General features: G+C 67.2%; 4 protein-coding genes. 2 read left to right on the top strand and 2 right to left on the bottom strand.

What is annotated here, in order from left to right; translation table 11 throughout:
- Nucleotides 1-110: 110 nt before the first annotated feature.
- Together ABT147_RS46900 and ABT147_RS46905 are read right to left on the bottom strand one after the other, a co-directional pair.
- Nucleotides 111-1,160: an IS110 family RNA-guided transposase gene (locus tag ABT147_RS46900; RefSeq protein WP_351418641.1), complete on the bottom strand. Its 1,050-nt coding sequence runs from the start codon at nt 1,158-1,160 to the stop codon at nt 111-113.
- Between the two features lie 184 nt (nt 1,161-1,344).
- Complete coding sequence (locus ABT147_RS46905; RefSeq protein ID WP_351418643.1) at nt 1,345-2,976, bottom strand: ISL3 family transposase; 1,632 nt, start codon at nt 2,974-2,976, stop codon at nt 1,345-1,347.
- 182 nt (nt 2,977-3,158) lie between these two features.
- Here ABT147_RS46905 and istA point away from each other — a divergent pair, with 182 nt between their 5' ends.
- On the top strand, nt 3,159-4,577 hold the full coding sequence (gene istA / locus ABT147_RS46910) for an IS21 family transposase (protein WP_351418645.1): 1,419 nt from the start codon (nt 3,159-3,161) through the stop codon (nt 4,575-4,577).
- Complete coding sequence (gene istB / locus ABT147_RS46915; protein ID WP_351418647.1) at nt 4,574-5,344, top strand: IS21-like element helper ATPase IstB; 771 nt, start codon at nt 4,574-4,576, stop codon at nt 5,342-5,344. Before istA ends, istB begins: the two co-directional genes overlap by 4 nt.
- Nucleotides 5,345-5,653: the final 309 nt, after the last annotated feature.

The following is a 5,653-nucleotide window of genomic DNA, read 5'->3' on the forward strand; positions in this document are numbered from 1 at the left end:
AGAGCGCGAGATTCGCCTCGGCCTTGGTTGCGAAGACGCGGCCGCGGATGCACTCGGTCTTGATCAGCATCCACAGGTTCTCCGCCAGGGCATTGACGCTCCTATAGTTGTCAACTTCTTGTGGGGGCCGTTCTCGGGGCGGGCCGAAGCAGGTGGTAGACCTCGCGGATGACGTAGCGCTTGAGGCAGCGGATGATCTCGCGTTTCGTCTTGCCCTCGGCGGTGCGGCGGGCGACGTAGTCGATCGTGGGCTGGTGGAATCGCATGCGGACGATGACGGTTCGGTAGATCGCGGCGTTGAGCTGGCGATGGCCTCCGTGGTTGATGCGGTGCCTGCCGCTGGTCATGCCGGAGCCGGTGGGCACGGGAGCGATGCCCGCGAGCTTGGCGAGAGCGGCTTCGGACTTGATGCGCTCGGGGTTGTCGCCGACTACGACGAGGATTTCGGCGGCCGTGTCCACTCCGATGCCGAACGGCTCGAGCAACTGCGGGGCGGCTCGGTGCACCAGGTCATCGATCATCTTCGTCAGCTCTTTGGCCTCGGCGTCGAGGTACTGCCACCGCTTGGCCAGCGTGCGCAGGGCGTGACGTAGTGCATCCTCAGGGCCCTCCAGCTGTCGAGGGCGCAGGCCTGCCAGGTGCCGGGCCAGAGCGATCTGCGTTCTGCCGGCGGTCTCGTGACGCAGGCCATCGGGGGCGTGGACGAGCATCGCCTTCATGGTGACCATCGCGGCCGCGCGCTGTTCGACGGCCTGGTCGTGGGCGATCTTCAGCTGGCGGATCATCTCGGCCTCGCCGTCCGCCGTCTTGGGAGTGGCGGTGGCGAAGCCGGCGAGAACCGCGCGGGCGGCGTTCTCGGCATCCAGCGTGTCGGACTTGCCGTTCATCCGCCGTAACCGCCTGTCCGGGCGGCCGGCCTCGACCACCCTGTGACCGGCCCGGCGAAGGAACGAGGCCAGGGTGGCGCCGTAGGAGCCGGTGCCCTCGACCCCGAAGGCGAGCACCTTGCCGAACGAGGTTCCCCAGTCCAGGAGTTGCTGGAATCCGCCGGTGTCCGTGGGGATCGTCAATGTCGCCAGGATTCCGCCGATGGTGTCCATAACTGCCGCGACGTGCACGTGCTTGTGTGTGTCGACGCCGATCACGACGTGCCCAGACATGTGCCGCTCGTTGGTGTTCACCGCGTTCCTTCCGGCCGGTAGCGTGAGGTGCACGCTGTCGCCGGTCGGACGGACAGGACTGTCACGGGGACGCTTTTGACGAGGTGGCTCCAGGCTCTTATCAGGTCACGTCCTGTCGGCGTACACACGATCGTGGCCCTGGCAAGATTTTCGTAGACGGAGATCATCTGGGTGCTGAGGTCGGCCGGTCCGCATACCGGCGGCGGAGGTGGGCGATCAGGACGACTCGATGGCGGAGGAGCGGGACGCCGGCGCGTCCTGCCATCAGGCGTTTCTGGAGTTTGACGTCGGTGATGCGGCCTTCGTTGACGCCGGAGTTGTAGGTGGTGGCAATCCCCTGGGCGACGGCATGCTGGTCTTCGCGTAGGGCTCCGGCGATACCGGCGAGCGGGCGCAGTCCGCTGTGGGAGAGCTCGTCGAGCCAGGACGGCAGTGATGAGGCGTCGCGGTTGTCGAGCATGCCGGCGAACCGGCGGACCAGGTCGTGCGTGCGCTTGAGTTCCGGACAGTGCTCAAGGAGCCGGCGCAGGCGGTGGGAGACGTGAAGGCTGCGGCGGTCCGGGTGGGTGGTGATCCAGCGTGCGGCCTCGCGCGGGGATGGCGGGCGCTCACGGGGCTGGTCCAGGGGCAGCCCGCGTCGCAGGGGTGCGACGGCCATCTTCACGCGCTGGTAGTGGCCGAGGTATCCCTTGCCAAGGAGTTCCTGGTGAAGATTCTTGGCACTGTGCTCGCCCTCGTCCCAGCGTTGTTGCAGGTGATCGAGATAGGGATCCAGGGTGGAGGGACGGCGGGGCGGACGGCGCATCACCTCCTGCCAGCTGCGGGCACGGGCGTATTTGCGCACGGTCTTGCGGTCCATGCCGAGCTCTCGGGCGACGGCACTGTAGGGCCGGCCCGTATCGGTGAGGGTATGCACGGCCTCGAACAGCCTCCGCGCATGCCGCCCGGCTCGCGTGTCCGCTGCAGCATCCTCAACGCTCAGCTCAGTCGATGACGGGGCGCTCTCCACAACCGGGGACCGCGCTGCGGGCAAACAGCCGCGGTGAGCAACAGCGATCTCCTGGACGCGCCGGGACAGGCCCTGCCAGAGGTGAAAGCGGTCGCTGACCTGTATGGCCTCGGGGGCGCCATCAGTGATGCCCTGCCGGTAAATGAGCGAGCCGTCGCGGCAGACAACCTCAGTGCCGGGATGCTCCCGGAGCCAATGACTCAACTGCTCGGCGTCCCGTCCTTCCCAGAGCGTGAGCGGGAGCCGGGTGGTGGCGTCGACCAGGAGAGTCCCGTACGTGTCTCTGTAGAGGACGAAGTCGTCCACGCCCAGGACTCTCGGCGTCTGCAGAGGCGGCAGCGGGATCCGCATCAGCTGGGACAGGACGGTGCACCGCGAGAGCCCGACGTGCAGGACCTTCAGCATCCGGGCGCCGCCCCGGCCCGCCAGCAGCACTCCCACCGCCTCGACCATGTGCTGCAGCAGCGGCGTGCGCCGCTGGTAGCGCACGGTCAGACCCGGCACCTGCTCGACGAACGTCAACTTCGCGCAAGCGGCGTTCTCGCAGTACAGACGCCGCACACTCAACTCGATCAACACCGGACGACCACCCAACGAGGCATCCGCGAGTCGTCTGACGTAGCGGCTGTGACACCACCCGCTCGGCCGCCCGCAGCCCGTACACGACGCGGGAGTAAACGAGCGCGTACGGGCACGGACCACCACCACGGGTCCAGAGCCGTCGACCGAGAGAACCAACACGCCCGCCAAGTGCGGCAACAGGTACGACAGTTCAACAGAGCACACTCAAAGGCTGCCCGTCATGCCGACCTCAGCACCCAGATGATCTCCGTCTACGAAAATCTTGCCAGGGCCACGATCGTCCCCGGTCGCGTACGAGTGAAAAGGGCCGTTTGATGGTGCGGTGAATCGTGGTGCCCGGCAGTCTGCTGCTCGTCCGGTGAAGGGTGGCGGAGGGCGGTGACGCGGTGGTTTTGGACCCGCAGCGCTGGCTGGAACTGCGGCGGTTCCGTGCTCTGGTCGAGTCAGGAGCGGTCAGTCTGACGGAGGTGGCCAAGGAGACTGGGCTGGACCGCAAGACGGTCCGCAAGTATCTGTCGAGCACGGCGGCGTCGGTGCCGCCGAGGCGGACGTCGAACGGCCGGCCCCGGAAGAAAGTGGTCGACGAGGTTGCCCCGTTGATCGACGCGATGCTGCGGGCAGAGATCCTCATCAAGGGCGCCGTGGTGCACGAGCGTCTGGTGAAGGAGTACGGCTCGACGATCAACTATCAGCGGGTCAAGCTCTATCTGCAGGAGGCACGGCCGCGGATCGCGGGTGAACTGGGCATCGAGCAGCGGGAGTTGGCGGGTATGCACCGCCGCTTCGAGGTGGTTCCCGGGGCCCAGGCTCAGGTCGACTGGGGCGACGAAGGCAAGATCCTCGCCCACCTGGGAATCCCGAAGGTCTACTCGTTCCATATGGTGCTGTCGTACTCGCGCGATCCGTTCTGCTGCTTCACCACGAGCCAGGACCTGCAGACCTTCTTCGACTGCCACCGGCGGGCGTTTGCGCACTTCGGCGGGGTGCCGATGTCGATCGTCTACGACCGGACCAAGACCGTCGTGCGCCGGCACGTCGCCCCGGGCGAGGCGGTGCCGCTGCATCCGGAAGCGGTCGGCTTCGCCGGCCACTACGACTTCGATATCGACGTGCTGGCCGCCTACCGGCCCACCGGCAAGGGCCGGGTCGAACGCCAGGTGTTGATCGTGCGTGATCACGTGCTGGCCGGCCGGGCGTTCTCCTCGCTCGAGGAGCTGGATGCCGCGTTCATGGCGTGGGTGCCGCAGCGACGTGCCCGCACCCACGCCACCCACCACGAGGTCATCGGACACCGCGCCGCCCGGGATCACGCCGCCCTCAAGCCGTTGCCGCCCTCGCCCTATCTGGTGGCCGAGCGGCATCTGCGGCCGGTCGGCAAGGACTGCCTGGTCGCGTTCGGCGGAAACCTCTACTCGGTGCCCGCCCGCAAGGTCCGCCCGCGTCAGCTGGTCGAGATCAGAGCGACGAAATCCCAGGTCATGCTGCACACGACGGTCCCCGATGCCAGCGGCGAGACCCTGCTGTCCAGCCATCCGCGGGCAGTCGGCCGCGGCGTGGTCGTCAAGCAGGACGAGCACTGGGATGGCCTGCCGACCGGCAAGAACCGCCGCACCACGACGGGCGACGAGCCGCCACCACCGCGGAGCGAGTCCTCCGTGTCCGGTCGCATCGGGCCGTTGCAGGCCCTGTTGAACCGGGCCGCCGCAACCCACATCGAGGTCGGGAGACGGCCGTTGTCGGTCTATGACGAACTGACCGGCACCCGGCCCTTCACCACCAACTCCCCGTCGAAGGAGTCGTCTTGAGCGAGCTGACCGGCAACCGCATCCGCACCACGGCCGGCAAGCTCGGCCTGCCCCACCTGGCGGAGACCATCAACGAGTACACCCGCCGGGCCGACGAGGCGAAGATGGGCTACCTCGACTTCCTCGACCTGGTCCTGTCCGAAGAACTCGCCGTCCGCGACGACCGCCGCTTCCGCCAGGGCCTGCGGCTGTCGAAGCTGCCGCACCACAAGACGCTGGACGAGTACGACTTCTCCTTCCAGCCCGAGCTCGACCCTCGCAAGGTCCAAGACCTCGCCAGCCTCTCCTTCGTCGACGGCAAGGCGAACGCCGCGCTGCTGGGGCCACCCGGGGTGGGCAAGACGCATATCGCCGTCGCTCTCGCAGTCGCGGCCTGCCGGGCCGGCTACTCGATCTACTTCACCAGCCTCGACGACATGGTCCGCAACCTGAAGGCCGCCGAAGCGGCAGGCCGACTGGTCAACAAACTCGGCACCTACCTGCGGCCGAGCGTCCTCGTGGTCGACGAAGTGGGCTACCAGCCCCTCGAACGCGCCGAGGCGAACCTGGTCTTCCAGGTCATCTCCAAGCGCTACGAGAAGGGCTCCATCATCCTGACCTCGAACAAGACCTTCAGCGAATGGGGCCAGGTCTTCGGCGACGAGGTCCTCGCCACCGCCATCCTCGACCGCCTCCTGCACCACTGCGAAGTGATCGCGATCAACGGCCCGAGCTACCGGCTCAAGAACCGCCTCCAGGCCATCGAGCGAGAGACCGACGTGGCCTAACAACTGGGGACATTCAAACGTACCGGCCCGGCCCGAAGGGAGAGTACGCCGACACGTCCGTCCGGCGGCAGCGCTTGCTGCGTGCCCGGCCGGACGGTCGACAGATCAACGCCAGGACACCCGTGGGGTCGGTCGTAGCAAGAGTCAGACCGTCACGGCCGGGGCTACCCGATCCTTGCGGGATCCGGTGCCAAGAGACTGACAGTCGAAGGAGTCGCCGACCGAGCCCATGGACGCCTGAACTCCTGCTCTGACCAGGCGTGTTGTGAGCTTGATAGATGTGTATTGCGTGCCGTGATCGGCATGGTG

This window comes from Streptomyces sp. NPDC001868 (assembly GCF_040297125.1).
Taxonomy (GTDB): Bacteria; Actinomycetota; Actinomycetes; order Streptomycetales; family Streptomycetaceae; genus Streptomyces.

Excerpts from the sequence above, each read along its gene's own strand:
- ABT147_RS46900 (WP_351418641.1), bottom strand. The coding sequence starts at position 1,160 with ATGTCTGGGCACGTCGTGATCGGCGTCGACACACACAAGCACGTGCAC.